We start from the raw sequence: 25545 nt of genomic DNA on the forward strand, positions 1-25545 counted from the left end.
CAAGAGGACGCAGCAGATGCGCCATCCCAACGCCATGATCCTCTGCATCGCGGGGGCGCTCGCGCTCGCCGCCTGCGGCGGCCCGTCGGGCGAGGAGGTCGACCGCGCCTTCGAGGGCGTCAACGCCATCGACGGCAGCGATCTCAACCACGTCATGCTGACCGCCGCCGATCCCGGCGAGGCGGTGAACTATTTCCAGCGCTCGGCCAAGTCCGACCCGGACCGCATGGAGTTCCGCCGCGGGCTCGCCGTGTCGCTGGTGCGGGCGCGCCGGATCACCGAGGCGGTGCCGGCCTGGGCCCGGGTGGTGGAACACGAAGAGGCCGAGCACGCCGACCACGTAGCCTTTGCCGACGCGCTGATCCGCCACGGCGAATGGGACCGCGCGCAGGCCGTGCTGAACGCCGTGCCGCCCACCGTGGAGACCTTCGAGCGCTACAAGCTCGAGGCGATGATCGCCGATTACCGCAAGGACTGGACCAAGGCGGACAGCTTCTACGAGACCGCCATCGGGCTCACCACGACGCCCGCCGGGGTGCTCAACAACTGGGGCTATTCGAAGCTCACCCGCGGGGCCCATGGCGAGGCCGAGCGCCTGTTCACCCAGGCGGTGCAGCACGACCGCACGCTGTTCACCGCCAAGAACAACCTGATGCTGGCCCGCGGCGCCCAGGGCGACTACACGCTGCCGCTGATCCCGATGACCCAGACCGAGCGCGCCGAGCTCCTGCACACGCTGGGGCTCGCCGCGGTCAAGCGCGGCGACGTGGCGATCGGTCGCGGCCTGCTCGAGGACGCGCTGGAGACCCATCCGCAGCATTTCGAGGCCGCCGCGCGCAGCCTCGACGCGCTCGGCACCCGGACGAACTGACCGGGCCCGGGCCGTGGAGATCCCCGCCCCGGCCGCGCTCGGCCTGTTCCTGGCGACGTTGCCTGTCTGCTTCTGGGTGGCCTGGAGCGACCTGGCGCGGATGAAGATCCCCAACGCCGCGGTGCTGGCGCTGGTCGCCCTCTACGCACTGGCAGGTCCGCTGCTGCTGCCGCCCGGGCCCTGGAGCTGGGGCTGGCTGCAGCTCGCTTTGCTGCTCGCCGCCGGCATCGCGCTGAACGCCGCGGGCGCCCTCGGTGCCGGCGACGCCAAGTTCGCCGCTGCCGCCGCGGCCTATGTCCAGCCGGGCGATCTCGGGCTCGTCATGGCGCTCTTCGCCGCGACGCTGCTGGCGGCCTATCTGGCGCATCGCGGCGCCCGCGCCACGCCGCTGCGCCGCCTGGCGCCGCATTGGGAGAGCTGGCACAGCGGCCGGCGCTTTCCCATGGGCCTGCCGCTGGCCGGCACCCTGGCGCTCTACCTCGCCCTCGGCGCGCGCCTCGGCGCCTGACGCGCCCGGACGGGAGGGCGGGCGGGGCGACGGCGCAGCCGAGCGCCGTGCCGCCCGCCCCGACCCCTTCAGGACCGCGCCCGTCTCAGAGCCCGAGCCGCTCCTGCAGCCGCGCCAGGATCGCCCGCTCGCCATCGTCGCGGCAGGCCCGGCGGCTGCGGAACAGCGTCGCCTGGCTCTTCAGCACCGGCGGCTCGGACAGCACCTTGAGATGGTTGGCGCGCAGCGTCTCGCCGGTCGAGGTGATGTCTGCGATGGCCTCGGCGGTGCGGTTCTTCACCGTGCCCTCGGTGGCGCCCTGGCTGTCGACCAGCCGGTAATCCGCCACCCCGCCGGCGCGCAGGTAGTCGCGCACCAGGCGGTGATACTTGGTGGCGATGCGCAGGCGGTGGCCGTGCCGGGCGCGGAACGCCGCCGCGGCGCCGTCGAGATCGTCGAGCGTGTCGACATCGACCCAAGCCGCGGGCACCGCCACCACCAGATCGGCATGGCCGAAGCCGAGCTCGGCCAGCTCCTCGACCTTCTGGTCCCAGGCCACCAGCTTCTCGCGCACGAGATCGGTGCCGGTGACGCCCAGATGCAGCCGCCCGGCGGCCAGCTCGCGCGGGATCTCGCCCGCCGAGAGCAGCACCAGGTCGACGCCCTCGATGCCGTCGACGCGGCCGGAATATTCCCGCTCCGACCCGGTGCGGGCCAGCGCGATGCCGCGCGCCCCGAACCAGTCGAAGGTCTTCTCCATCAGCCGGCCCTTGGAGGGCACGCCGAGCTTCACGTTCATGCCCGGTCCCTCCTGAGCGCGATCAGCACGTCGGGCCGGATCACCCCGCCCACGGCCGGGATCGACCCGCCGCGCCCGAGCCGCGCGGTCAGCGCGTCGTAGCGCCCGCCGGCCGCCGCCGGCGGCAGGTCGGGGCGGCCCCGCGCGGCGAAGCCGAAGACGAAGCCGTCGTAATATTCCATCGAGGCGCGCCCGTAGGAGGCCTCGAAATCCAGCGCCGCGACATCGACGCCGCGCGCCGCCAGCCGCTCGCAGCGCCGCGCGAAGCGCTCCACCGCGCCCTGCAGCCCCGGCAGGTCGAGCGCCAGGTCGCGCAGCCGTTCGAGCGCGTAGGGGCAGGTCTCGGAGACCCGGAGCACCGCGTCGACGAGGTCGCATTGCTCCTGCGACAGCGGCGGCTCCGCGGCATCGGCCTTCAGCGCCACGATGCGCTCGGCGATCTCGGCGCGGCTGCGCAGCCCGATCGCCGGGCCGGCCTTGGCCAGCGGGTCGGAGGCGGCCAGCAGCGCCCGCCGCGTCGCCGGCGGCGGGCTGCGCCCGGCGAAGCGGTCGAGCAGCGCCCGGAAGCGCCGCGGCCGCCAGATGTGGCGCAACAGCGCCCGGCGCCGCGCCTCGGAGATCTGCAGCGCCGCGACCGCCGCGGTCAGGATGCCGATATCGCCGGTGCAGGGCGCCACGTCCTCGCCGGCCAGCAGCTCCGAGAAGATCGCGAAGACCTCGGCATCGGCGTCTTCGGGGTCGCTGCCGTCGAACAGCTCGAACCCCGCCTGGATGTATTCCGAGGCGCGTTCGGGGCGGTCCTCCTGGCGCCGGAAGACCTCGCCGCAATAGGTGTAGCGGGCCGGCTCGGCGCCCTCGGCCATGTGCATCTCGACCACCGGCACGGTGAAGTCGGGGCGCAGCATGCGCTCCCCCAGCCCCGGATCCTGGGTGACGTAGGCGCGGGCGCGGATGTCCTCGCCGTAGAGGTCGAGCAGCGTCTCGGCCGATTGCAGCACGCCGCAATCCACCGGCAGGGCGCCCGCCGCCTCGAAGGCGGCGCGCAGCCGCATCGCCTCGGCCCGGGCCTCGGCGCGCGCGGCGGCGGCGCTCGGCACCGGGCTCATTGCCCGAGGATCTCGCGGATCTTGGCGACCAGGTCGCGCCGCGGCACCTCGAATTGCGACGGCCGCTCCTTCCATTCCTCGAGCGTGGCGTTGCGGGCGATCTCGGCCCCTAGCACCAGGTCCTTGACCTGCACCACGCCGCGCTCGAATTCCTCGCTGCCGGCGATCACCGCCGCCGGCGAGCCGCGGCGGTCGGCATATTTGAGCTGGTTGCCGAAATTCTTCGGGTTGCCGAGATAGACCTCGGCGCGGATCCCGGCCTGGCGCAGCTCCGCCACCATCGCCTGGTACTCTTCCATGCGCGCCTTCTCCATCACCGTAACCACCACCGGGCCGGGCTCGGCGCCGCCGACGCGGCCGGTCTCGCGCAGCGCGGCGAGCAGCCGGTCGACGCCGATCGAGACGCCGGTGGCCGGCACTGCCTGCCCGGTGAAGCGCTTGACGAGGTCGTCGTAGCGCCCGCCGCCGGCCACCGAGCCGAACTGCCGCAGCCGGCCCTTGTCGTCGCGGATCTCGAAGGTCAGCTCGGCCTCGAAGACCGGCCCGGTATAATAGCCCAGGCCGCGCACCACCGAGGGGTCGATGACGACCCGGTCCGGCCCGTAGCCGCCGGCCTCGAGCAGCCGGGCGATCTCGGCCAGCTCGTCCACGCCCTCGGCGCCCGCCGCCGAGCCGCCCACCGCGGCGCGCAGGTTGGCCAGCGTCGCGGCGTTGTCGGCGCCCTTCGAGGTCAGGAAGGCCACCACCGGGTCGGCCTGCGCCGGCGCCAGGCCGACGCCGTCGATATAGGCCCCCGAGGCGTCCTCGCGCCCGGCCCCGAGCAGGTCGCGGACGCCCTGCTCGCCGACCTTGTCGAACTTGTCGATGGTGCGCAGCACGGCGTCGCGCTGGGCGTCGTCGGAGAGCCCCATGGTCTCCAGCACGCCGTTCAGGACCTTGCGGTTGTTGATCCGCACCACGTAATCGCCGCGGGCGATGCCGACCGCCTCCAGCGTGTCGGCCAGCATGGCGCAGATCTCGGCATCGGCGGCGACGCTGGCGGCGCCCACCGTGTCGGCGTCGCATTGATAGAATTGCCGGAACCGCCCCGGCCCCGGCTTCTCGTTGCGCCAGACCGGCCCCATGGCGAAGCGCCGGTAGGGCGTCGGCAGGTCGTTGCGGTGCTGGGCATAGACCCGGGCCAGCGGCGCTGTCAGGTCGTAGCGCAGCGCCAGCCAATCGCCGGGCTTCTCGCCCTCGGCATCCTCCTGCCAGGCGAAGACGCCCTCGTTCGGGCGGTCGACATCGGGGAGGAACTTGCCCAGCGCCTCGACGGTCTCGACGGCGGAGCTTTCCAGCGCCTCGAAGCCGTAGCGGTGGTAGACTTGCCGGATCGTGTCGAGCATCGCCAGACGCTCGGTGACGTCGGCGCCGAAATAGTCGCGGAAGCCCTTGGGCGTCTCGGCCTTGGGGCGGGGCTGTTTCTTGACCTTGGCCATGCGGTTCCCGGGGCTGGCATCCTTCGCGCGCACCCTCTATCCGCTCGCACCCATGGGGGCAAGGCGCGGCCCCGCAGCCGGAGGTCCGAGGACATGAGCGACGGTGATCGCACCGACAGACTGGAAGAGCGCGTGGCGCATCTGATGGCGCAGGTCGACGACCTGTCGGAGATGGTGGCCGGCCAGGCCCGCGCCATCGACCTGCTGGAACGCCGGGTGGCGCTGCTGCTGGAGCGCGAGGCGGCGCGCCAGGACGAGGGCGGCGGCGGCGTGGTGCTGGGCGACGAGCGGCCGCCGCATTACTGAGCCCGCCAAGGGCGCCCGTGCGCCGGCCCCGGCGCGGGGCCCGGACGCCCGGCGCCGGCAGGCCGGGCCGGGACGCGCCGTTCAGTATCCCAGCGCGATGCCGTCCTTGCGCGGATCCGAGGCGCCTTCGAGCATGCCGCCGGGCAGCATGCGGATGGCCTGGGCGCCGCCCAGCGGCGCGTCGGGGCGCACCACCCGGTGGCCCTTCTCGGCCAGCGCCGCGCGCACCGCCTCGGGATAGCCGCGCTCCAGCCTGAGCTCGCCCTCGGTGGCGAAGGCGCGCGGCGCGTCGAGCGCGGTCTGCAGCTCGCGGCCGTAGCAGCGCAGGTCGGTGACCAGCCGGGCATGGCCCGTGGCCTGGTACGGCCCGCCCATCACCCCGAACGGCATGGTCACCGCGCCGTCCTCGGCGATCATGCCGGGAATGATCGTGTGCATGGGGCGCTTGCCGGGACGCATCTCGTTGGGATGGCCCTCGGCGAGGCAGAAGCCGGAGCCGCGATTCTGGAACAGGATGCCGAACCGGTCCGAGGCGAGCCCGGTCCCGAAGCCGTGGAAGATCGAGTAGATCAGCGACACCGCCATGCGGTCGCGGTCGACCACGGTGATCAGCACGGTGTCGCGATGCACCTCGGCGCTCAGCCGGTGCGGGTCGGGCATGGCGCGGCGCGGGTCGATCATCGCCGCCAGCCGGTCGGCGGTCTCCGGCGCCAGCATGTGCTCGAGCCGGGCCGTGGCGTCGGGATCGGCCAGGAAGCGGTCGCGCGCGTCATAGGCCAGCTTGGTCGCCTCGGCCTCGAGATGCACGCGCTCGGCGCCGTCCGGATCGAGGCCCGCAAGGTCGAAGCGCGACAGGATGTTAAGCAGCAGCAGCGCCGTCGCGCCCTGCCCGTTGGGCGGATGCTCGAGCACGTCGATGCCGCCGAAGGCGGTGTGCACCGGGCGGCCGAAGCGGGTCTCGACGCGGGCGAAATCCTCGGCGCTGTGGCTGCCGCCCAGCGCCTGCAGCGCGGTCAGCATGTCCTCGGCCACCTCGCCGGCATAGAAGCCGTCGCGGCCCTCGCGCGCCACCCGGCGCAGCACCTCGGCCTGGCCCGGCAGGGCGAAGCGGGTGCCGATGGCCGGGGCCTGGTCCTGCACCAGGAAATGGCTGCGCGCCGCGCCCTGCAGGATCGGCTCGAGCCCGGCCCAGTCGCGGGCGACGCGCGGCGCCACCGGCACGCCGGTCTCGAAATAGGCGATCGCCGGGTCGAGGCTGCGCGCCAGGCCCAGCGCGCCCCAGCGCTCGGACATGCGGCAGAAGGCGTCGATGGCGCCCGGCAGGGTGACCGCCTCGACGCCGCGCAGCGGCACCCGGTCGAGCCCGCGGGCGCGCAGAGCCGCGGCCTCGGCGCCGGCCGGGGCGCCGCCCGAGCCGTTGACCGCCACGACCTCCTCGCCGGGGCGCGAGACCAGCGCGAAGGCGTCGCCGCCGATGCCGGTCATGTGCGGCTCGCAGACCCCGAGCAGCACCGCCCCGGCGATCGCCGCGTCGACGGCATTGCCGCCCTCCTGCAGCAAGCGCAGCGCCGCCTGCGCCGCCAGCGGGTGGGAGGTCGCGACCATGCCGTTCTCGGCATAGACCGCGGAGCGTCCGGGATGATGAAAATCGCGCATGAGGCCTCTCGCAGGGAACCCGGCGACCATGCGCAGCCCCGGCGGCAAGGTCAACGTGCCGTGCCGCGGCCGGTCCGGACCGGCGCCCGCCCGGGCGCCGCGCGCCGGCTGCAACTGTCATGCAGGGTGCGGGAGGTGCGGGAGGTGCGGGAGAAGTCCTCGGCGCCGCACACTGGGTGGGGGCTGTTGACGCGCGGCGCCGAGGGAAGCCATTCAGCTACAGGACCGTTATGGAGGCGGATTCCGCCGGCATTGCGCTGGGAATCGGGCCATTTCGGGGAGTTGGCGCCGCGCCGCAACCCCCGGTTGCCGGGGACCGCCCCAACCGCGGCCGCCGGCCGCGTGGAGGCGTCCCACGCGGGTCCGACAGGCGTCCCCCCGCGCCTCGGCCCGAAGCCTCCGCCGTGCACGCATCGCTGAAAGGCCCCGCGCCCCGGGCGGCCCGCTCAAGCCTTGCGCTGCCGTGACACCAAACGCGCGCCACCGGCGCGGCAGCGCCCGCAGAGGCGCGGCTTCGGCGGCGGCGGGCCGGCGGCGCGGCTGTGCGCGCGGCGGTCTTCGGCGCGCCGGGCGGCGCCTCGCGGCGTCCGGCGCTGCTCCGCCCGGGCGCGCTGACGCTCATGAGCGCCGGGCGCCGTCAGGCCAGGGCGTCGAGATCGAGGGTGAATTCCAGGATGTTGAACCCGGCGCGCCGGCGATAGCCGAGATCGGCGGTCAGGGCGTGGATCAGGAACCAACCGAACCCGCCCTCGGGCAGGTCGTCGGGCGCCGCGGCAAGGTCCGGGGCGGCGCCGGCGGGCAGCGCCAGGCCCGGCATGGCGCGGCCGGTGTCGCGCAGTTGCACCCGCATGCGGCCCTGCAGCTGCGAGCAGCGCAGGCCGATCCGCCCGGCCGGCAGGCCGCGGCCCGCAAGGTCCCCGGCAGAGCTCTGCGGCCCGGCCGGCGCCGCGGCTTCGGCAAAGGCGTGTTCGACGATGTTGTTGAGCGCCTCGGCCACCACCAGCGCCGCCTGTCCGGCCGCCGGACCGGCGCTGCCGGCCGCGGCCAGCGCCGCCTCGAGCGCGGTGACGGCGCCGCGCACCTCGAACGGGTCGGGGCTCAGGTCGCGCCGGAAGGCCGGGCGCAGCCACCACGGCGCCGCCGCACGCCGGCTGCGGGGCCGGCCGGACGCCCCCGGGGCCAGGCGTCCGTGGCGGGCGAAATCATGCGGCATGGCTTTGCAGGGCCGCCGCGAGGTCGGGATGGATGGCGAAGATCGAATCCATCCGCGTCAGGCGGAACACCTTGTCCACGTTGGGCTGCAGCGCCACCAGGTCGAGCCGGGCCGGCGGCGGCAGCTGTTTCATCGCCGCGACGATGGCGCCGAGGCCGCTGGAATCGATGAAGCCCACGCGGGCCAGATCGAGCAGCACCGGTCCCTCCGCCGCGGCGGTGCGCAGCCGCATCGCGTCCTTGAACTGGATCGCCACCGCGGCATCGATGCGCGCCGCCGCGACCCGCACGATGCGCACCGCGCCCCTGTCCTCGATGTCGAGCTCCATGCCGGCCGCCTCCGATCGTCCCGTACGGTGACGGTAGACGGCAAACCTTTCCATTCGGTATGCAGGCGGCCGAGGCAACGGGAGGAGCCCGGCATGGACGAGGTTGTGATCACCGGCGCGCGGCGCACGCCGATGGGGGGATTCCAGGGCGCGCTGCGCGACGTGCCGGCGGCCGATCTGGGCGGCGCGGCGATTCGCGCGGCGCTGGGCGAGGCGCCGGGCGCGGCGCCCGAGGAGGTGCTGATGGGCTGCGTGCTGCCGGCCGGCCAGGGCCAGGCGCCGGCGCGCCAGGCCGGCTTTGCCGCCGGGCTCGGCGAGGAGGTGCCGGCGACCACGCTGAACAAGATGTGCGGCTCGGGCATGAAGGCGGCGATGATGGCCTTCGACCGGCTGGCGCTGGGCCAGGCCGAGTGCATCGTCGCCGGCGGCATGGAGAGCATGACCCAGGCCCCCTACCTGCTGCCCAAGATGCGCGGCGGCGCGCGGCTCGGCCACGGCCAGGTGGTCGACCACATGTTCCTCGACGGGCTCGAGGACGCCTATGACAAGGGCCGGCTGATGGGCACCTTCGCGGAGGATTGCGCCGAGGCCTACCAGTTCACCCGCGAGGCCCAGGACGACTACGCGCTGCGCTCGCTGTCGAACGCGCTGGCGGCGCAGAAGGACGGCGCCTTCGCGGCCGAGATCGTCGCGGTCTCGGCCCCGGCCCGCGGCGGCGCGGTCGAGATCGGCGAGGACGAGCAGCCGGGCACCGCGCGGCCCGAGAAGATCCCGCAGCTGAAGCCCGCCTTCCGCAACGACGGCACGGTGACGCCGGCCAATTCCTCGTCGATCTCCGACGGCGCCGCGGCGCTTGTGCTGGAGCGCCGCAGCGCCGCCGAGGCCGCCGGACGCATGCCCCGGGCGCGCATCCTGGGGCATGCCAGCCATGCCCAGGCGCCGGGGCTCTTCACCACGGCGCCGGTGCCGGCGGCGCGGAAGCTGCTCGAGCGCATCGGCTGGCGCCGCGAGGATGTCGATCTCTGGGAGGTCAACGAGGCCTTCGCGGTGGTGCCGATGGCCTTCATGCGCGAGATGGGGCTCGACCGCGAGGTGGTGAACGTGCATGGCGGCGCCTGCGCGCTGGGCCACCCGATCGGCGCCTCGGGGGCGCGGATCATGGTGACCCTGCTGAACGCGCTGGAGCGGCGCGGGCTGCGGCGCGGCGTGGCGGCGATCTGCATCGGCGGCGGCGAAGGCACGGCGATCGCCATCGAGCGGGTCTGAGGCGGCCGCCCGGTTCGGCGGCGCAGGCTTAGACGTGACCGGCGCGCCGCGGGGGCGCTGCCCCCGCCCCCCCGGGATACTTGTGCTCAGAAGAAGCAGGACGGGGCCGGGGCGGCGCCCGAACGGGCAGGCCCGGCCTATCCGACCGGCATCCCCGTACCGCCCTTATACCCGAGTTGAGGTCGCGGCGGTTCCGTCATAACAAAGCGGCGACCGAACGTTGCAGGACATTGCCCACCATGCCCGATTTTCAGAAGATTCTGATCGCCAACCGCGGCGAGATCGCCATCCGTGTCATGCGCGCTGCCAACGAGATGGGCAAGCGCACCGTCGCGGTCTTCGCGGAAGAGGACAAGCTGGGGCTGCACCGCTTCAAGGCCGACGAGGCCTACCGCATCGGCGAGGGGCTGGGCCCGGTCCAGGCCTACCTGTCGATCCCCGAGATCATCCGGGTGGCCAAGTCCTCGGGCGCCGACGCCATCCATCCCGGCTACGGCCTGCTGTCGGAGAACCCGGAATTCGTCGATGCCTGCGACAAGGCCGGCATCACCTTCATCGGCCCCCGCGCCGAGACCATGCGCGCGCTCGGCGACAAGGCCAGCGCCCGGCGCGTGGCGATCGAGGCCGGGGTGCCGGTGATCCCCGCCACCGAGGTGCTGGGCGACGACATGGAGGCGATCCGCCGCGAGGCCGCCGAGATCGGCTACCCGCTGATGCTCAAGGCCTCCTGGGGCGGCGGCGGCCGCGGCATGCGGCCGATCCTCGCCGAGAAGGAGCTCGAGGAGAAGGTCCGCGAGGGCCGGCGCGAGGCCGAGGCGGCCTTCGGCAACGGCGAGGGCTATCTCGAGAAGATGATCGAGCGCGCCCGCCATGTCGAGGTGCAGATCCTCGGCGACAAGATGGGCCAGATCTACCACCTCTACGAGCGCGACTGCTCGGTCCAGCGGCGCAACCAGAAGGTCGTGGAGCGCGCCCCGGCGCCCTATCTCAGCGCCGAGCAGCGCGAGCGGCTCTGCGATCTCGGCCGCCGCATCTGCGCCCATGTGAACTACGAATGCGCCGGCACCGTCGAGTTCCTGATGGATATGGATTCCGAGGAATTCTACTTCATCGAGGTCAATCCGCGGGTCCAGGTCGAGCACACCGTCACCGAGGAGGTGACCGGCATCGACATCGTCCAGGCGCAGATCCTGATCGCCGAGGGCAAAAGCCTCGAGGAGGCCACCGGCAAGGCCAGCCAGGCCGAGGTCAGCCTCAACGGCCACGCCCTGCAGACCCGGATCACCACCGAGGATCCGACCAACAACTTCATCCCCGATTACGGCCGCATCACCGCCTACCGCTCGGCCACCGGCATGGGCATCCGGCTCGATGGCGGCACCGCCTATGCCGGCGGCGTGATCACCCGGTTCTACGATTCGCTGCTGACCAAGGTCACCGCTTGGGCGCCGACGCCGGAGAAGGCGATCGCGCGGATGGACCGGGCGCTGCGCGAATTCCGCATCCGCGGCGTCAGCACCAACATCGACTTCGTGCAGAACCTCTTGAAGCACGAGACCTTCCTGTCGAACCGCTACACCACCAAGTTCATCGACACGACGCCCGAGCTCTTCGACTTCAAGCCGCGCCAGGACCGCGGCACCAAGGTGCTGACCTACATCGCCGACATCACCGTCAACGGCCATCCCGAGACCGAGGGGCGGCAGCGCCCGCCGGCCGAGGCGCGGACGCCGAAGGCGCCGGTGGTGCCGCTCGAGGCCCCGCCGCCGGGCACCCGCACGCTGCTCGACGAGAAGGGGCCGCAGGCGGTGGCCGACTGGATGGCGGCCGAGAAGCGGGTGCTGATCACCGACACCACGATGCGCGACGGCCACCAGTCGCTCCTGGCGACGCGGATGCGCTCGATCGACATGATCCGGGTGGCGCCGGCCTATGCCCAGAACCTGCCCGGCCTGTTCTCGGTCGAGTGCTGGGGCGGCGCGACCTTCGACGTGGCCTACCGCTTCCTGCAGGAATGCCCCTGGCAACGCCTGCGCGACATCCGCGCCAAGATGCCCAACATCATGACGCAGATGCTGCTGCGCGCCTCCAACGGCGTGGGCTACACCAATTATCCCGACAACGTCGTCGAGGCCTTCGTCAAGCGCGCCGCGGCGTCGGGCGTCGACGTCTTCCGGGTCTTCGATTCGCTGAACTGGGTGGAGAACATGCGCGTCGCCATGGACGCGGTGCTCGAGACCGGCAAGGTCTGCGAGGGCACGGTCTGCTATACCGGCGACATCAACGATCCCGACCGGGCCAAGTACAACCTCAAATACTATGTCGACATGGGCAAGGAGCTGAAGGCCGCCGGCGCCCATGTGCTCGGCCTGAAGGACATGGCGGGGCTCCTGAAGCCCGCCGCCGCCGGGCCGCTGATCCGGGCGCTGAAGGAGGAGGTCGGCCTGCCGGTCCACTTCCACACCCATGACACGTCGGGCGCCGCCATCGCCTCGATCATGGCCGCCGCCGAGGCCGGGGTCGACGCCGTCGACGCGGCGATGGATGCGCTGTCGGGCAATACCTCGCAGCCGACCCTGGGCTCGATCGTCGAGGCGCTGCGCTTCACCGACCGCGAGACCGGGCTCGACATCGCGAAAATCCGCGAGATCTCGAATTACTGGGAACAGGTGCGGATGCATTACGCGGCCTTCGAGAGCGCCATGCAATCGCCGGCCTCCGAGGTCTACCTGCACGAAATGCCGGGCGGGCAGTTCACCAATCTGCGCGCCCAGGCGCGCTCCATGGGGCTCGAGGAGCGCTGGCCCGAGGTCGCGCGCACCTATGCCGACGTCAACCAGATGTTTGGCGACATCGTGAAGGTGACGCCGTCCTCCAAGGTGGTGGGCGACATGGCGCTGATGATGGTCTCCCAGGGCCTGAGCCGCGCCGAGGTCGAGGATCCCTCCCGCGACATCTCCTTCCCCGATTCGGTCATCGACATGATGAAGGGCAATCTCGGCCAGCCGCCGGGCGGCTTCCCCACCGGCATCCAGCAGAAGGTGCTGAAGGGCGAGGCGCCGCTCACCGACCGGCCCGGCAAGCACCTCGCGCCGGTCGATCTGGAGGAGAAGCGGGCCGAGCTGGCGGCGAAGTTCGAGGATGTCGAGTTCGACGACGAGGATCTCAACGGCTACCTGATGTATCCCAAGGTCTTCACCGACTACATCGCGCGGCACGAAATTTACGGCCCGGTCCGCACTCTGCCGACCCGGACCTTCTTCTACGGCATGGCGCCCGGCGAGGAGATCACCGCCGAGATCGACCCCGGCAAGACGCTGGAGATCCGCCTCGTCACCGTCGGCGACACCCAGGATGACGGCGAGGTGCGGGTGTTCTTCGAGCTCAACGGCCAGCCCCGCACGGTGCGGGTGCCCGACCGCAAGGCCTCGGGCGGCAAGGCGGTGCGGGCCAAGGCCGAGGCCGGCAATGCCGATCATGTCGGCGCGCCGATGCCGGGCGTGGTCTCCCAGGTCGCGGTCGAGGCCGGCAAAGCGGTCAAGGAGGGCGACCTGCTCCTGGTGATCGAGGCGATGAAGATGGAGACCGGGCTCTACGCCGACCGCGACGCCAAGGTGAAGGCGGTGCATGTCCAGCCCGGCGGCCAGATCGACGCCAAGGACCTGCTGGTGGAGTTCGAGAGCGCCTGACGGCTGTCTCAGCGGGTTATCGCGACCGCCCCCTGGCCCGCCGGCCGGGGGCGGTTTTCGTTTGCGCGGTGGCGTGCGGTTCGGCGGCGGGCTGGAAACGCCGGTGCGGTCGTGCACGCGGGGACGCCGGGATGCCGGCGCGCTTCGGGCGCCCCGCCCTGCCCGCCGGGCGCGGAGCCGCGCATTGAGGGGCCGCGGCGCGGCGGTCCTGACCGCGGAATCCCGCGTTTCATCCACGCCACATCCGAAGTAGTTCGAAGCTGTGCGCCCAGCCCCACCAGATCGCCGGGCCGGGGGGCGGCCCGGCGATGCGCGGCGGCCTGCTGCCTTGATCCCGCGCAGGCGATTGTAGCGATGGATCGTAGGTGACCTGCGGCGTTCCGAGAGTGCCCCCTCCAATTGGCCAATGGCGACGCGCCGTCCGGGTGGCGGTCCCCGCCCGGCACTTACCCAGAGGGCGGAGCCGCGCAGCGTCGGGCCGTGGCGCGGCGATTCGCGCTGCGCGCGGCGCGCTTTATCTCGACCACGCGCGGACGACCTCGGAGCGCGGCGCCCAGCCCCACCGGATCGCCGCGCCCGGGACGGCCCGGCGATGCGCGGCGGCCTGCGGCCTTGGCTCCGCGCCGGGGCTCGGAACCGGCCCAAGGCTCTTCACCCACCCCCCGCGCGGGGGCCTGAAACTCTCTGCCCAAGGGGGCGAAATTTCCGCTTGCAGGCCCCGGCGGGAGACTTTAAACGCCCCCATACCCAAGGAACGCGGGCGTAGCTCAGGGGTAGAGCATTACCTTGCCAAGGTAAGGGTCGTGAGTTCGAATCTCATCGCCCGCTCCATTGGGACCCCAGGCCGGAGAGGCCAAACGGATGCGGGCGTAGCTCAGGGGTAGAGCATTACCTTGCCAAGGTAAGGGTCGTGAGTTCGAATCTCATCGCCCGCTCCAAACTTCTCCACCACGATGACATCGGCGCCGCGGCGCGACGCAGGCGCGGCGCAATGCCCGGCAGCCGCCGCGCGCCGTCGCGTCCCCTGCCGGCCGCGAACCCGCTTGAGGCCGCCTTCGGGGACCATCTCCCGGCCTGCCTCCCCTGCCCGCGGCTGCGGGCCCGCAGGGCGGGTCCCGGCGCCTCTGAGCGCGCCCCGGGACGCGCCGGCGTGGCGACGGCCGGTGCTCCGCATCCGCCCATCCCCTGAGACGAAAAAACCGCGCCTCCCGGGGAGGCGCGGCTCGCTGTGTTCGGTGGCCCGAGGACCGATCCTGAAGGGATCAGTTCTGGGCGTAGAATTCGATGACCAGGTTCGGCTCCATGACGACCGGGTACGGCACGTCGGACAGGCCGGGCTGGCGGGTGAAGGTCGCGGTCATCTTGGAATGGTCGACCTCGAGATAGTCGGGCACGTCGCGCTCCGGGCTCTGGATGGCCTCGAGCACCGAGACGAGCTGCTTGGACTTCTCGCGGACCTCGACGACGTCGCCTTCCTTGACCCGGTAGGACGGGATGTTGACGCGGCGGCCGTTGACTAGGACGTGGCCGTGGTTGACGAACTGGCGCGCAGCGAAGACGGTCGGCACGAACTTGGCGCGGTAGACCACGGCGTCGAGACGGCGCTCGAGCAGGCCGATCAGGATCTCGCCGGTGTCGCCGCGGCGGCGCTCGGCCTCGGCGAAGATGCGGCGGAACTGCTTCTCGGTCATGTCGCCGTAATAGCCCTTGAGCTTCTGCTTGGCGCGCAGCTGGATGCCGAAGTCGCTGAGCTTGCCCTTGCGGCGCTGGCCGTGCTGGCCGGGGCCGTATTCGCGGCGGTTGACCGGGGATTTCGCGCGGCCCCAGATGTTCTCGCCCATGCGGCGGTCGAGCTTGTACTTGGCAGAGGTGCGTTTGGTCACCGTCTGATCTCCTTCATGTGGACGCGGCCGGTCCGGTGGTCGAACCCGCCGCCTGCGAAGGGCGTTGTCCTCTGGGCCGGAACCCTGACAGGCATCCCCTTGCGGGGGCCACCAACACCAATGAAGGCGCGCTTATAGCCGCGGCGGCGGCCATGTCAACGGGCCCGGCGCCCGGGACGGCGGTAAACCCGGCCTTAAACCGGCCGCGGGCAGGCTGGCCGCGAAGCCCGCCCCCGGGCCGGAGCATGCCATGACCTTCGACCGCGACACCGACCGCAGCGTGACGCCGCTCGCCCGGGCCCTGGCGGGGCGCGACCGCAGCCTCATCGCCCGGGTCGAGGAGGCGGTGCGCCACCGTCAGGTCAGGATGGCATTCCAGCCGGTGCTGCGGGCCGGCGCCGCCCCCGCCCCGGTCTATCACGAGGGCCTGGCCCGGGTGCTCGACGCCACCGGGCGAATCATCCCCGCCGGCGAGTTCATGGCGGCGATCGAGGATCGCGAGACCGGGCGGCGGCTCGACTGCCTGGCGCTCGAGACCTGCCTCGCCCACCTGATGCGGCATCCCGGCCTGCGGCTCGCGGTGAACCTCTCGGCGCGCTCCATCGGCTACCCGGCCTGGCGCAACCTGCTCGATCAGGGACTGCGCCGCGACGGCAGCCTCGGGAAGCGGCTGATCCTCGAGATCACCGAAGCCTCTTCGATGCTGGTGCCGGAACTGACGCTGGCCTTCATGCGCGACGGCCAGCGCGCCGGCCTCGCCTTCGCGCTCGACAATTTCGGCGCCGGGGCGACGCGATTCCGGTTCCTCAAGCGGTTTCCCTTCGACCTGGTGAAGATCGACGGCGGCTACGTCCAGGACCTGGCCGGCGATCCCGACAACCAGGTGGCGCTGCGGGCCTTCTGCGCCATGGCCCGCGAATTCGACATGCTCACCGTGGCCGAGCAGGTCGAGCGCGCCGAGGACGCGCCGCTCCTGACGGCGATCGGGCTCGACTGCCTGCAGGGCTTTGCCTTTGGCGCCCCCACCCTGCGACCGCCCTGGCTCGCGCCCGACGACCCTGCCTGACCGGGCGGGCCCGGGCCGGCCCGGGCGGGCTGTGACACCGCCCGTGTTGCCCAGGTTCCGGCTTTCCTCTACGTCTTCTGTCCAAGCGTGCGGACGCCCCCGGCGGCCCGCGGCGTTCGTGACGCAGGACAACAGTGGAGACCACACCATGACCAACATCGTGATCGCCTCGGCGGCCCGGACCGCGGTCGGCAGCTTCAACGGCGCCTTCGCCAACACCCCGGCCCACGACCTCGGCTCGGCGGTGCTCGAGGCGCTGGTGGCGCGCGCCGGCATCGACAAGTCGGAGGTCTCCGAAACCATCCTCGGCCAGGTCCTGACCGCGGCCCAGGGCCAGAACCCGGCGCGCCAGGCGCATATCAATGCCGGCCTGCCGCAGGAATCCGCCGCCTGGTCGATCAACCAGGTCTGCGGCTCGGGCCTGCGCGCCGTGGCGCTCGGCGCCCAGCACATCATGCTCGGCGATGCCGACATCATCTGCGCCGGCGGCCAGGAGAACATGTCGCTCTCCCCGCATGCCGCGCATCTGCGCGCCGGCCACAAGATGGGCGACGTGAAATACATCGACACGATGATCCGCGACGGGCTCTGGGATGCCTTCAACGGTTACCACATGGGCCAGACCGCCGAGAACGTCGCCGAGAAGTGGCAGATCAGCCGCGAGCAGCAGGACCAGTTCGCGCTGGCCAGCCAGAACAAGGCGGAAGCTGCCCAGAAGGCCGGCCGGTTCGACGACGAGGTGATCGCCTTCACCGTCAAGACCCGCAAGGGCGACATTGTCGTCGACAAGGACGAGTACATCCGCCACGGCGCCACCATCGACAACATGCAGAAGCTGCGCCCGGCCTTCGCCAAGGACGGCTCGGTCACCGCGGGCAACGCCTCGGGGATCAATGACGGCGCCGCCGGCGTGCTGCTGATGTCGGCCGAGAATGCCGAGAAGCGCGGCATCGAGCCGCTGGCGCGCATCGTCTCCTACGCCACCGCGGGGCTCGACCCGGCGATCATGGGCGTGGGCCCGATCCATGCCTCGCGCAAGGCGCTGGAGAAGGCCGGCTGGAAGCCCGAGGATCTGGACCTCGTGGAGGCCAACGAGGCCTTCGCGGCGCAGGCCTGCGCGGTCAACAAGGACATGGGCTGGGATCCGGAGAAGGTGAACGTCAATGGCGGCGCCATCGCCATCGGCCACCCGATCGGCGCGTCGGGGGCGCGGGTGCTCAACACCCTGCTCTTCGAGATGAAGCGCCGCGACGCCAAGAAGGGCCTCGCCACGCTCTGCATCGGCGGCGGCATGGGCGTGGCGCTCTGCATCGAGCGCCCGTAAGGACCCTGCCCGGGCGCCCGGCTGCGCGGAGTCCCGTCGGGGAGTCGCGGCCGGCCGCCCGGCGCCCGGCACCGATGGCGCAGCTTCCCGACAATCCCCCGCAGATCGTCTTTTCCGGCGGTGGCCTGCGCTGCTTCTGGCAGGGCGGGTTCATGACCACGCTCTGCGCCGCGCGGCCCTGCCGGCCCGAGCGCGTCACCGGCGTTTCCGGGGGCGCGCTGGCCGGCGCCGCGTTCCTGTCGGGGACCGAGCGGCGCCTGCTCGAGGAGATGTGCGCGGCCTTCGAGAAGCAGGACAGCAATCTCGACCTGCTGAACCCGGACGAGGACGGCATCACGCCGCATCAGAAGCTCTATTGCGACGTCGTCACCCGGGTCATCGACGCCGAGGCCGAGGCGCGGGTCGCGGACGGGCCGGGCTTCCAGATCCTGCTCGCCCACCCGCCCGAGACGCCGCTGCCGACGATGACCGGGATGGCGATGGCGGCGGCCTACGAGGCCGAGCTGCACACCGTCAACTCGCCGCATTTCAACTGGGCCGAGAAGATGGGCCTAACCTCGCAGCTGGTCGATGCCAACCAGGCGGCGCGCGAGGGCCGGCTGGTGGAGCTGATCTGCGCCGCGGCGGTGATCCCGCCGGTCTTCGAGCCGCCGCTCTGGGAGGATCGCCGGGTGGTCGATGGCGGCATGGCCGACCAGGCGCCGCTGCCGCAGCCCGATGCGGGCGAGACGATGATCCTGCTCACCCGCGACTACAAGCGCCTGCCGGATGTCGCCGGCCGCCACTACATCGCGCCGTCGGCGGAGACTCCGGCCGACAAGATCGACTTCACCGCTCCTGAGAAGCTGCGCGCGACCTGGGCGCAGGGCGAGCGCGACGCGAGACGGTGGCTTGACGCAGCCGGGGAAACCTGATTTCACATCGTTGAAATATTATTGCGCGAAAGCGCCAAGCATATGTAACTTTTTTAGAATTCAAAGCGGAGGAACGACAGAATGGCACGCGTAGCACTGGTCACCGGCGGCAGCCGCGGCATCGGCGAAGCGATCTCCAAGGCCCTGAAAGAGGCCGGATACCAGGTCGCCGCAACCTATGCCGGCAACGACGAGAAGGCCCGCGCCTTCACCGACGAGACCGGCATCAAGACCTACAAGTGGAACGTGGCCGATTACGAGAGCTCGAAAGCCGGGATCGAACAGGTCGAGGCCGATCTCGGCCCGATCGACATCGTGGTGGCCAATGCCGGCATCACCCGCGACGCTCCGTTCCACAAGATGAAGCCGGAGCAGTGGAAGGAGGTCATCGACACCAACCTCACCGGCGTCTTCAACACCATCCACCCGGTCTGGCCGAGCATGCGCGAGCGCGGCTTCGGCCGGATCATCGTGATCTCCTCGATCAACGGCCAGAAGGGCCAGTTCGCCCAGGTCAACTACGCCGCCACCAAGGCCGGCGACCTCGGCATCGTGAAGAGCCTCGCCCAGGAAGGCGCCTCCAAGGGCATCACCGCCAACGCCATCTGCCCGGGCTACATCGCCACCGAGATGGTCATGGCGGTGCCCGAGAAGGTGCGCGACTCGATCATCGCGCAGATCCCCGCCGGCCGGCTCGGCGAGCCCGAGGAGATCGCCCGCTGCGTGGCCTTCCTGGCCTCCGACGATGCGTCCTTCATCAACGGGTCGACGATCTCGGCCAATGGCGGCCAGTTCTTCGTCTGACCGCGACGCCACCGGCGCGAGATACGGCCCCCGGCAGCGCGCCGGGGGCCGTTTCGCATCCGGCGCCTCGGGGGGCGCCGCGCCCGGGCGCCTCGGCGCGATTCGTGCGCAGGCGCACCGGCGAAATGCGGAGGTGGCGGTATTCCTGCATCCCGGCACGCCCTATATCCGCTGGGAGACAGGAGGATCGCCATGCTCACCGACATCCGCGGCCTGCACCACGTCACCGCCCTGGCCTCCGACGCCCAGGCCAACAACGCCTTCTTCACCCGGGTGCTCGGTCTGCGCCGGGTCAAGAAGACGGTGAATTTCGACGCCCCCGAGATCTACCACCTCTATTACGGCGACGAGACCGGGCAGCCGGGCACCGTGATGACGCATTTCCCCTTCCGGCATGCCAAGCGCGGCAGCCGCGGCAGCGGCGAGGTCGCGACCACGCTCTTCGCCGTTCCCGAGGGCGCCCTGCCCTATTGGCGCCGACGCCTCGAGAGCTTCGGCGCCGAGGGGCTCGCCGAGGACAGCCGCTTCGGCGAGAGCGTCCTGCGCTTCGCCGGTCCCGACGGCGAGGGCCTGGCGCTGGTCGAGGCGCCGGGCGACGACCGGCCGGGCTGGACCGGCGCCGAGGTGCCGGCGGAGGCGGCGATCCGCGGCTTCCGCGGCGCCGAGCTGGCGCTGTCGGAGACCGCCGGCACCGCCGAGCTGCTGCGCTTCATGGGCTACGAGGAGGCCGGGCAGGACGGCGCCACGACCCGGTTCCGGGTGGCGGGCGGCAACCCCGCCGACATCGTCGACCTGACCCTGACCGACGCCGCCCCGGCCGTCCAAGGCGCCGGCTCGGTGCATCACCTGGCCTTCTCGGTGCCGGACCGGACGCGGCAGGCCGCGGTGCGGCAGGCGCTGTCGGAGACCGGCTGCCAGGTCACGCCGCAGATCGACCGGGACTATTTCTGGGCGATCTATTTCCGCAGCCCGGGCGGCGTGCTCTTCGAGATCGCCACCGACGAGCCCGGCTTTGCCCGCGACGAGGATCCGGCCCATCTCGGCGAGGCCCTGAAGCTGCCGGCGCAGCACGCGCATCTGCGCCCGGTGCTCGAATCGCGCTACCTGCAGCCGATCCACGATTGACGCCCGGGCGCGCGCCGCGCCCGGAGTTCGGCCCGCAAGCGGCTGGCACTCCCCGCCCGACGCGTTAGCTTGCCCGGAAACCGCAGATGCCAACGGAGACCCTGATGGCCTACACGCCCCCGAAAGTCTGGACCTGGGACGCCGAGAATGGCGGACAGTTCGCCAAGACCAACCGCCCGATCGCCGGCGCCACCCACGACAAGGAGATGCCGCAGGGCGAGCACCCCTTCCAGCTCTATTCCATGGGCACGCCGAACGGCGTCAAGGCGACCGTGATGTTCGAGGAACTGCTGGAGGCGGGGCATACCGGCGCCGAATACGATGCCTGGCTGATCCGCATTGGCGAGGGCGACCAGTTCGCCTCCGGCTTCGTCGAGATCAATCCCAACTCGAAGATCCCGGCGCTGCTCGACAAGTCCGGCGCGGCCCCGGTCCGGGTGTTCGAATCCGGCGCCATCCTGCTGCACCTGGCGGAGAAGTTCGATGCCTTCCTGGGCGCCCCGGCGGACCGCGCCGAGATGCTGTCCTGGCTGTTCTGGCAGATGGGCTCGGCGCCCTATCTGGGCGGCGGGTTCGGGCATTTCTACGCCTATGCGCCGGAGTTCATGGAATACCCGATCAACCGCTACGCCATGGAGGTGAAGCGCCAGCTCGACGTGCTCGACCGGCTGCTGGCCGACCGCCAGTTCCTTGCCGGGAAGCATTACACCATTGCCGACATCGCCAACTTCTCCTGGTACGGCCAGCTGGCGCTCGGGCGGCTCTACAGCGCGGCGGAATTCCTCGACGTGGAAAGCTACGAGAATGTCCGGCGCTGGGCCGGCGAGATCGACGCCCGCCCCGCGGTGAAGCGCGGCCGCATGGTCAACCGCACCTTCGGCGAGCCCAAGACGCAGCTCCACGAGCGCCATTCGGCAGAGGATTTCGAAACCCGGACGCAGGACAAGATCGCCGAGCCGGCGGACGGATGAGCGCCCGCAACGAGGCGCAGGCCGCGTTCTGGAACGGCGATCCCGGCCGCCGCTGGGTGACGCTCAACGATGATCTGGAGACCCTGCATGGCGGGGTCAGCGAGCTGATCCTCGAGGCCGCGGCGCCGCTGTCCGGGGCGCGCATCCTCGACATCGGCTGCGGCACCGGCGCGCGGACGCACACGGCACGCCACGCCGCCGGCCCGGGCGGCGCGGCGCTCGGGCTCGACCTGTCCGAGCCGCTGCTCGACCTGGCCCGGCAGGTGGCCGTCGACACGGATCTGGACGCGCTGCGGTTCGAGACCGGCGACGCCCAGACCCATGCCCTGCCCGAGGCCGGCTTCGACCGGCTGCTGTCGCGCTTCGGGGTGATGTTCTTCGACGATTTCGCCGCGGCCTTTGCCAACCTGCGCCGGACGCTGGCGCCGGGCGGCCGGGCGGTCTTTGCGACCTGGGCCGGGCCGGAGGCCAATCCGTGGTTCCGCGACACCAAGGCCGCCGCGGTGGCGCGGCTCGGGCCCGGCGCACCGGGCGACCCGGATGCGCCGGGCCCGATGGCGCTGCGCGATCCCGACCGGGTGCTGCCGCTGCTCGACGCGGCGGGCTTCGCGTCGCCCGAGGCGCGCGCCGCCGAGGTCACGCTGCACCATCCCGGCGGCTGGGAGGCGGCGCAGCGCTTCCTGCCGCAGATCGGCCCGATCGCCGCAATGCTGCGCGAAGAGAACGGCACCGAGGCCGACCGCGACGCCATCCTGGCCGACATGCGCGACCGCTGGGCGCGCTACCTCGACGCCGAGGGGCTGCACCTGCCGGCGCGGGTGATGCTCTACACCGCCGGCGCCTGACCAGGCGAGACCTGGCCGGGGCCGGCAGACGCCGCCCCCGGCTGGCATGGCTTACTGCAGCGCGGCCATCACCGCCTCGGCGGCGTCGCCGCCATCGACCGTGGTCACGCCGTCCAGCCAGCCCTTTACCGTGTCCGGGTTGGCCGCCAGCCAGGTGCGCGCCGCCTCGTCGGCATCCTGCCCGTCATCGAGGATGGCGGCCATGATCTGGTTCTCCATCTCCAGCGTGAAGGTCAGGTTGTCGAGCAGCGCCGCGACGTTCGGGCATTCCTCCATGAAGCCCGCGCGCACGTTGGTGTGCACCGTGGCGCCGCCGAGATTGGGGCCGAAATAGTCATCGCCGCCCTCGAGATAGGTCAGTTCGTAATTGGCGTTCATCGGGTGCGGCTCCCAGCCCAGGAAGACGATGGGCTCGCCGCGCTCGGTGGCGCGGCCGACCTGCGCCAGCATGCCCTGCTCGGAGCTTTCGCGGATGTCGAACTCGCCGAGGCCGAAGGCGTCCTCTTCGATCATCGACAGGATCAGGCGGTTGCCGTCATTGCCCGGCTCGATGCCGTAGATGTAGCCCTCGAGCGCGTCCTGGTGCTCGGCGATGTCGGCGAAGGAGGCGATGCCGAGATCGGCGCCGGCCTTGTTGGTGGCGAGCGTGTATTTCGCCCCCTCGAGGTTGACCTTCACGTCCTCGACCGTGCCGTCCTCGAGATAGGGCCGGATGTCGGCCTCCATGGTCGGCATCCAGTTGCCCAGGAAGACGTCGATGTCGCCGTTCGACAGCGAGGTGTAGGTGACCGGCACCGACAGCACCTTGGTCTCGGTGTCGTAGCCCAGCGCCTCGAGAATCTCGGTGGTGGCCGCGGTGGTGGCGGTGATGTCGGTCCAGCCGACATCGGCGAAGGTCACCTCGTCGCATTGCGCCTGCGCGCTGGCGGCGCCGGCGGCCAGGACCATCGCCGATGCGGTGAAAATCGTCTTGTGCATGTCCGTCTCCCTTTCGGATTGCCCGGATTCGGGTTGGTGGACCGCATGATGGCGTTTTTGACTCGCGAATCAACCAATACCCCGGAGCCCCGGGCAAGTCCTTGTATGGGTAAGACATTCACCTCCAAGAACGGCGCCGGGCCCGGCCCTATGGCAGGGTCAGGACGGATGCGGGGCCGGGCCCGAAGCGCGCCGAGACCTGCGCCACCCGGACCTCCACCGCGCCCGATGCGGTGTCGGCGGACAGCGCAGCGGCCGGATAGAGCCACTCCGCCGCCGCCACGCTCGTCTCGCGCAGCACGGTGGCGCCGCGCTGCACCCGGACGAGGTAGCGCTCGCTTTCCTCGCCCAGGGGCACCTCGGGCAGGTCCCAGTCATTGCCGTCGATGCGGGTGCGGCGCACCCAGCGCAGGCGCTGACCGCCGGGCTCGGCGCGAGCGGTGAGATGGACCGGCGCATAGGGCCGCAGGCCGAGCCCCTCGAAGGCCCAGACCCGGTCGACATAGGAGGGATCGTCGTAGGGCCTGCGGGCTGGGCCGACCCGGTAATGGCGCAGATGACGCCGCGCCTCCTGCGCCAGCGCGATCTGCCGCGGCGCCCCGTCGAGCCGCACCACGTAGCTGCCCGCGGGCCAGACCTCCGGCATCGCGGCATCGGTGCCGAACCGGCCGCGCAGACGGTGGCCGAGCCACCAGAGCCCCTGTTCGACAAGTTGCGCGTCGCGGAATTGCAGGATCTCCCAGCCGCCCGGGCTGCCGTCGCCGATCGCCAGCAGGTTGCCCCCGGCCAGCAGCTCGCCGTCCGAGATCGAGGCGAAGGCGCCGGCGATCAGCCGCACCGCGAGCGGCGCGCCGCGGTCGATCAGCCCCGGCCGGGCGAAGGGCAGCGGGGTCTCGGTCAGGCCGATCACCGAACGTGCGCCGATCACCGTGTTGAGCGCGTAATCCGCGCCCTCCGCGCTGTCATAGACCGCGGCGCTGCCGGGCCAGGGCTCGGCGCTGAGGGCGATATGGGGGGCGTGCGGCACCTCGTCGCCGGTGATCAGCGGCAGGTCGAGAAACAGCGGTAGCACCGGCAGCGGCGGCGCGAAGCGTTTCAGGGGCGCGGGATCGTCGGGGAACTGCGCCGGGGTGTAGACCGAGGGTTCGATCCGCACCGCCTCGATCAGCTGCCGGTCGGTGATCTCGACCCGGTCGATGCGCGCCCGCAGCCGGCCGGCGCCGTCGGGGAATTCGACGACGTCGCCCGGCCCGAGATCGAGCCGCGACGGCGGCAGCGCGAGGCGCAGGGTTTCCCGCGCCACCTCGGCCTCGGCCAGCCAGCGTTCGAGGATGCGGCGGGCCTCGGCGCGGCTGAACGACAGGGCGATCTCGCTCTCGGCGACGGCGTGGGTGGCGTCCTCGGCGGCCACGGTCTCCTCGGCCGCGGGTTCGTGATCGGCGTCGGCCTCGTAGAAGCGCAGCCGCAGCCGCCCGGCCATCGCCGCCTCGGCCTCGCGGGTGACCTGGAAGGCCGCCTCCAGCCCCTCGGCTTCGGCGAACTCGCCCGGGTCCAGCGGCGCGGCATCGGTACCGTCGCGCATCCGGAAGACCAGCAGCCCGTCGCGCTCGATGGCGTCGAAGCCGTAGGCCAGCATCAGCGGCTGCAGGGCGCGCCGGGCATCGCCGGTCTCGGTCACCGCGTAGCCGCGCACGAAGCCGTGCAGCGCGCTTGTGTCGATGGCGGTGAGCCCCGCCCCGGCGCAGATCTCGGCCACCACCGAGGCCAGCGTGCGCCCGGAGACCCGGCCGGTGATCCAGTGGCCGCGCTGCCAGTTGGCGCCGTCGGACCAGAGATCGGAGCGGCCCGGGAACCACGGATAGGGCCGTGCGTCCCAGGCCCAGACGAAGGCCCGGTCCATGTCCACCATCGGCCCGCCATAATGCTCCGAGACCGGGTTGCGCGCCGGGTCGCGCCAGTAGAGGTGCATGGCGCGCAGATACTGGTGCTGGATCAGGTCGTCCCGGTCGCCGCTGGAATGGTGCGGCAGCGCGCTTTCCGAGGATTTCGGTTCGTGGACGGTCATAGGCGTCGCTGCCGGAGCGGTAGACCTTGACCAGCTGGAAGCTCCGCCGGGCGCCGTCGCCGGTGGCGATCACCTGGTCGGTGGGCTGCGGCGCGTCCGAGGGTAGGCAGGATTTATGGTCGGCCCAGTCCTTCCAGCGAAAGCCGTGCAGCTGCCCGCGGCGGGCCTCGAAGAAGGCGGTGACCTCGGCCAGGTCGTCGAGCGAGCGCAGCCTGATCCCGGCATCGTAGCGGCGCCGGGAATGCGCCCAAGGGGTGTTGCGCTCCTCCCGGCCATTGGCCAGCGCGACGATCTCGGTGCGGCGCTCGGGCCCGCCCAGGGCGCCGAAGCTCAGCCGTTCGGGGAAGCGCACGTCGTGGAAGGCCGGCATG

At 71.7% G+C, this 25545-nt stretch carries 21 protein-coding genes, 2 tRNA genes and 1 pseudogene; 14 read left to right on the forward strand and 10 right to left on the reverse strand.

The window, feature by feature from the left end; translation table 11 throughout:
- Positions 1-16: 16 nt before the first annotated feature.
- On the forward strand, positions 17-871 hold the full coding sequence (locus ACXYMW_RS03090) for a tetratricopeptide repeat protein (protein WP_459033828.1): 855 nt from the start codon (positions 17-19) through the stop codon (positions 869-871).
- A 13-nt stretch (positions 872-884) separates the two neighbouring features.
- Positions 885-1379 carry a prepilin peptidase gene (locus ACXYMW_RS03095; protein ID WP_459033829.1) on the forward strand — a complete coding sequence of 165 codons (495 nt, stop codon included), beginning with the start codon at positions 885-887 and terminating at the stop codon, positions 1377-1379.
- An 85-nt stretch (positions 1380-1464) separates the two neighbouring features.
- Here ACXYMW_RS03095 and hisG read toward each other — a convergent pair whose 3' ends face one another.
- The 3 genes from hisG to hisS are packed head-to-tail and all read right to left on the reverse strand — an operon-like array spanning position 1465 to position 4741.
- Entirely contained in the window at positions 1465-2157 is a 693-nt protein-coding gene (hisG, locus tag ACXYMW_RS03100; RefSeq protein WP_459033830.1) for an ATP phosphoribosyltransferase, read from the reverse strand.
- Entirely contained in the window at positions 2154-3263 is a 1110-nt protein-coding gene (locus ACXYMW_RS03105) for an ATP phosphoribosyltransferase regulatory subunit (protein WP_459033831.1), read from the reverse strand. The genes hisG and ACXYMW_RS03105 overlap by 4 nt, the downstream gene beginning before the upstream one ends.
- The gene (gene hisS / locus ACXYMW_RS03110; protein WP_459033832.1) at positions 3260-4741 is read right to left on the reverse strand and encodes a histidine--tRNA ligase; all 1482 of its coding nucleotides are present in this window, start codon (positions 4739-4741) and stop codon (positions 3260-3262) included. The genes ACXYMW_RS03105 and hisS overlap by 4 nt, the downstream gene beginning before the upstream one ends.
- A gap of 93 nt (positions 4742-4834) precedes the next feature.
- Here hisS and ACXYMW_RS03115 point away from each other — a divergent pair, with 93 nt between their 5' ends.
- Positions 4835-5047: a SlyX family protein gene (locus ACXYMW_RS03115; RefSeq protein WP_459033833.1), complete on the forward strand. Its 213-nt coding sequence runs from the start codon at positions 4835-4837 to the stop codon at positions 5045-5047.
- Between the two features lie 81 nt (positions 5048-5128).
- On the opposite strand, the gene ACXYMW_RS03120 is transcribed toward ACXYMW_RS03115, so the two are convergent.
- The 3 genes from ACXYMW_RS03120 to ACXYMW_RS03130 form a co-directional block, all read right to left on the reverse strand.
- On the reverse strand, positions 5129-6703 hold the full coding sequence (locus tag ACXYMW_RS03120; RefSeq protein ID WP_459033834.1) for a gamma-glutamyltransferase family protein: 1575 nt from the start codon (positions 6701-6703) through the stop codon (positions 5129-5131).
- Positions 6704-7340: 637 nt separating this feature from the next.
- The gene (locus ACXYMW_RS03125) at positions 7341-7916 is read right to left on the reverse strand and encodes an ATP-binding protein (RefSeq protein ID WP_459033835.1); all 576 of its coding nucleotides are present in this window, start codon (positions 7914-7916) and stop codon (positions 7341-7343) included.
- Positions 7906-8244: an STAS domain-containing protein gene (locus ACXYMW_RS03130; RefSeq protein WP_459033836.1), complete on the reverse strand. Its 339-nt coding sequence runs from the start codon at positions 8242-8244 to the stop codon at positions 7906-7908. The genes ACXYMW_RS03125 and ACXYMW_RS03130 overlap by 11 nt, the downstream gene beginning before the upstream one ends.
- A 93-nt stretch (positions 8245-8337) precedes the next feature.
- On the opposite strand from ACXYMW_RS03130, the gene ACXYMW_RS03135 reads away from it, so the two are divergent.
- From ACXYMW_RS03135 to ACXYMW_RS03150, 4 genes are all read left to right on the forward strand, one after another.
- Complete coding sequence (locus ACXYMW_RS03135; protein WP_459033837.1) at positions 8338-9510, forward strand: thiolase family protein; 1173 nt, start codon at positions 8338-8340, stop codon at positions 9508-9510.
- 239 nt (positions 9511-9749) lie between these two features.
- Positions 9750-13199: a pyruvate carboxylase gene (locus ACXYMW_RS03140; protein WP_459033838.1), complete on the forward strand. Its 3450-nt coding sequence runs from the start codon at positions 9750-9752 to the stop codon at positions 13197-13199.
- A 756-nt stretch (positions 13200-13955) separates the two neighbouring features.
- Positions 13956-14030: transfer RNA gene (locus ACXYMW_RS03145), tRNA-Gly, on the forward strand.
- Positions 14031-14062: 32 nt separating this feature from the next.
- Positions 14063-14137 (forward strand) — tRNA-Gly (locus ACXYMW_RS03150).
- Positions 14138-14461: 324 nt separating this feature from the next.
- Here the strand turns inward: ACXYMW_RS03150 and rpsD are convergent.
- The gene (rpsD, locus tag ACXYMW_RS03155) at positions 14462-15082 is read right to left on the reverse strand and encodes a 30S ribosomal protein S4 (protein WP_459033839.1); all 621 of its coding nucleotides are present in this window, start codon (positions 15080-15082) and stop codon (positions 14462-14464) included.
- Between the two features lie 250 nt (positions 15083-15332).
- Here rpsD and ACXYMW_RS03160 point away from each other — a divergent pair, with 250 nt between their 5' ends.
- The 7 genes from ACXYMW_RS03160 (at position 15333) to ACXYMW_RS03190 (ending at position 22131) form a co-directional block, all read left to right on the forward strand.
- Positions 15333-16148 (forward strand): EAL domain-containing protein, encoded by an 816-nt coding sequence (locus tag ACXYMW_RS03160; RefSeq protein WP_459033840.1) that lies wholly within the window; start codon positions 15333-15335, stop codon positions 16146-16148.
- Between the two features lie 148 nt (positions 16149-16296).
- Positions 16297-17472: an acetyl-CoA C-acetyltransferase gene (locus ACXYMW_RS03165; protein WP_459033964.1), complete on the forward strand. Its 1176-nt coding sequence runs from the start codon at positions 16297-16299 to the stop codon at positions 17470-17472.
- 74 nt (positions 17473-17546) lie between these two features.
- On the forward strand, positions 17547-18386 hold the full coding sequence (locus tag ACXYMW_RS03170) for a patatin-like phospholipase family protein (RefSeq protein ID WP_459033841.1): 840 nt from the start codon (positions 17547-17549) through the stop codon (positions 18384-18386).
- Positions 18387-18467: 81 nt separating this feature from the next.
- A complete protein-coding gene (gene phbB / locus ACXYMW_RS03175; protein ID WP_459033842.1) occupies positions 18468-19190 on the forward strand; it encodes an acetoacetyl-CoA reductase in 723 nt (240 codons plus the stop codon).
- A 192-nt stretch (positions 19191-19382) separates the two neighbouring features.
- A complete protein-coding gene (locus ACXYMW_RS03180; RefSeq protein WP_459033843.1) occupies positions 19383-20315 on the forward strand; it encodes a VOC family protein in 933 nt (310 codons plus the stop codon).
- A gap of 104 nt (positions 20316-20419) precedes the next feature.
- Positions 20420-21286: a glutathione-dependent disulfide-bond oxidoreductase gene (gene yghU, locus ACXYMW_RS03185; RefSeq protein ID WP_459033844.1), complete on the forward strand. Its 867-nt coding sequence runs from the start codon at positions 20420-20422 to the stop codon at positions 21284-21286.
- Positions 21283-22131: a class I SAM-dependent methyltransferase gene (locus ACXYMW_RS03190; RefSeq protein ID WP_459033845.1), complete on the forward strand. Its 849-nt coding sequence runs from the start codon at positions 21283-21285 to the stop codon at positions 22129-22131. The genes yghU and ACXYMW_RS03190 overlap by 4 nt, the downstream gene beginning before the upstream one ends.
- Positions 22132-22182: 51 nt before the next feature.
- Here ACXYMW_RS03190 and choX read toward each other — a convergent pair whose 3' ends face one another.
- The 3 genes and pseudogenes from choX to ACXYMW_RS03205 form a co-directional block, all read right to left on the reverse strand.
- Positions 22183-23109, reverse strand: a complete 927-nt coding sequence (choX, locus tag ACXYMW_RS03195; protein WP_459033846.1) for a choline ABC transporter substrate-binding protein — start codon at positions 23107-23109, stop codon at positions 22183-22185.
- 148 nt (positions 23110-23257) lie between these two features.
- Complete coding sequence (locus ACXYMW_RS03200; protein ID WP_459033847.1) at positions 23258-25174, reverse strand: phage tail protein; 1917 nt, start codon at positions 25172-25174, stop codon at positions 23258-23260.
- A pseudogene (locus ACXYMW_RS03205) lies at positions 25155-25544 on the reverse strand (phage distal tail protein, Rcc01695 family); the annotation flags it as partial. The pseudogene ACXYMW_RS03205 and the gene ACXYMW_RS03200, both read right to left, overlap by 20 nt.
- Position 25545: the final 1 nt, after the last annotated feature.

The organism is Roseivivax sp. CAU 1761, assembly GCF_054482755.1.

Bases quoted from the DNA above. Each gene is read 5' to 3' on its own strand.
- ACXYMW_RS03200 (WP_459033847.1), bottom strand. From the start codon at position 25,174: ATGACCGTCCACGAACCGAAATCCTCGGAAAGCGCGCTGCCGCACCAT.
- yghU (WP_459033844.1), top strand. From the start codon at position 20,420: ATGGCCTACACGCCCCCGAAAGTCTGGACCTGGGACGCCGAGAATGGC.
- ACXYMW_RS03160 (WP_459033840.1), top strand. From the start codon at position 15,333: ATGACCTTCGACCGCGACACCGACCGCAGCGTGACGCCGCTCGCCCGG.
- ACXYMW_RS03130 (WP_459033836.1), bottom strand. From the start codon at position 8,244: ATGGAGCTCGACATCGAGGACAGGGGCGCGGTGCGCATCGTGCGGGTC.
- hisG (WP_459033830.1), bottom strand. From the start codon at position 2,157: ATGAACGTGAAGCTCGGCGTGCCCTCCAAGGGCCGGCTGATGGAGAAG.
- ACXYMW_RS03105 (WP_459033831.1), bottom strand. From the start codon at position 3,263: ATGAGCCCGGTGCCGAGCGCCGCCGCCGCGCGCGCCGAGGCCCGGGCC.
- ACXYMW_RS03125 (WP_459033835.1), bottom strand. From the start codon at position 7,916: ATGCCGCATGATTTCGCCCGCCACGGACGCCTGGCCCCGGGGGCGTCC.
- choX (WP_459033846.1), bottom strand. From the start codon at position 23,109: ATGCACAAGACGATTTTCACCGCATCGGCGATGGTCCTGGCCGCCGGC.
- ACXYMW_RS03120 (WP_459033834.1), bottom strand. From the start codon at position 6,703: ATGCGCGATTTTCATCATCCCGGACGCTCCGCGGTCTATGCCGAGAAC.
- ACXYMW_RS03090 (WP_459033828.1), top strand. From the start codon at position 17: ATGCGCCATCCCAACGCCATGATCCTCTGCATCGCGGGGGCGCTCGCG.
- phbB (WP_459033842.1), top strand. From the start codon at position 18,468: ATGGCACGCGTAGCACTGGTCACCGGCGGCAGCCGCGGCATCGGCGAA.
- ACXYMW_RS03140 (WP_459033838.1), top strand. From the start codon at position 9,750: ATGCCCGATTTTCAGAAGATTCTGATCGCCAACCGCGGCGAGATCGCC.
- hisS (WP_459033832.1), bottom strand. From the start codon at position 4,741: ATGGCCAAGGTCAAGAAACAGCCCCGCCCCAAGGCCGAGACGCCCAAG.
- ACXYMW_RS03165 (WP_459033964.1), top strand. From the start codon at position 16,297: ATGACCAACATCGTGATCGCCTCGGCGGCCCGGACCGCGGTCGGCAGC.
- ACXYMW_RS03190 (WP_459033845.1), top strand. From the start codon at position 21,283: ATGAGCGCCCGCAACGAGGCGCAGGCCGCGTTCTGGAACGGCGATCCC.
- ACXYMW_RS03115 (WP_459033833.1), top strand. From the start codon at position 4,835: ATGAGCGACGGTGATCGCACCGACAGACTGGAAGAGCGCGTGGCGCAT.
- ACXYMW_RS03180 (WP_459033843.1), top strand. From the start codon at position 19,383: ATGCTCACCGACATCCGCGGCCTGCACCACGTCACCGCCCTGGCCTCC.
- ACXYMW_RS03135 (WP_459033837.1), top strand. From the start codon at position 8,338: ATGGACGAGGTTGTGATCACCGGCGCGCGGCGCACGCCGATGGGGGGA.
- ACXYMW_RS03170 (WP_459033841.1), top strand. From the start codon at position 17,547: ATGGCGCAGCTTCCCGACAATCCCCCGCAGATCGTCTTTTCCGGCGGT.